This window comes from Psychrobacter sp. 1U2 (assembly GCF_051847575.1).
The window spans coordinates 1-622 of sequence record NZ_JBPYDC010001345.1 but is presented as its reverse complement, the minus strand read 5'-3'; the positions used below and the strand labels follow the sequence as shown (position 1 = coordinate 622).

Sequence of the window (622 nt, the reverse complement as noted above, 5' to 3'; positions counted from 1 at the left end):
AGGACAAGTCGTACGTGTCGGTAAGGGTAATGCGGTTGAAGTAGACTGGACGCAGCCATTAGGTGGCAAGACGATGTTAGTCACTGGCGCCAGTCGCGGTATTGGTGAGGCGATCGCTCGCGTATTGGCTCGTGAAGGCGCACATGTCATTTGCCTAGATGTACCACAGCAACAAGCTGACTTACAAAAGGTTGCAAGCGAGATTAGTGGATCGACTTTGATGGTTGATATCACTAGTGATGATGCCGGCGAGCAAATCGCTGAAGCTGCCAAAAAGCGTGGCGGTCTTGATGCTATCATTCATAATGCAGGGGTTACTCGTGATAAAACGCTTGCCAAAATGGATGAAAAAAAGTGGGATATGGTTATCAATATTAACCTTGCCAGTATTGCTAGATTGAATCGTTATTTACTTGATAATGATGTATTAAAAGAAGATGCTCGCATTGTATGTGTGTCTTCAATCTCTGGTATCGCAGGTAACCTTGGTCAGACCAACTATGCTACTTCCAAAGCTGGTGTCATTGGGCTGGTCGATGCGACTGCAAAACAGTTGGCAGACAATGACAAAGGCATGACGATAAATGCGGTTGCTCCAGGCTTCATTGAGACTCAGATGACT

1 protein-coding gene is annotated in these 622 nt (G+C 46.0%); it reads left to right on the top strand.

Annotation, left to right across the window (positions count from 1 at the left end):
* Positions 1-622: SDR family NAD(P)-dependent oxidoreductase (locus ACS8FD_RS22000; protein ID WP_439277434.1), on the top strand; the 622-nt coding region annotated here is incomplete at both ends.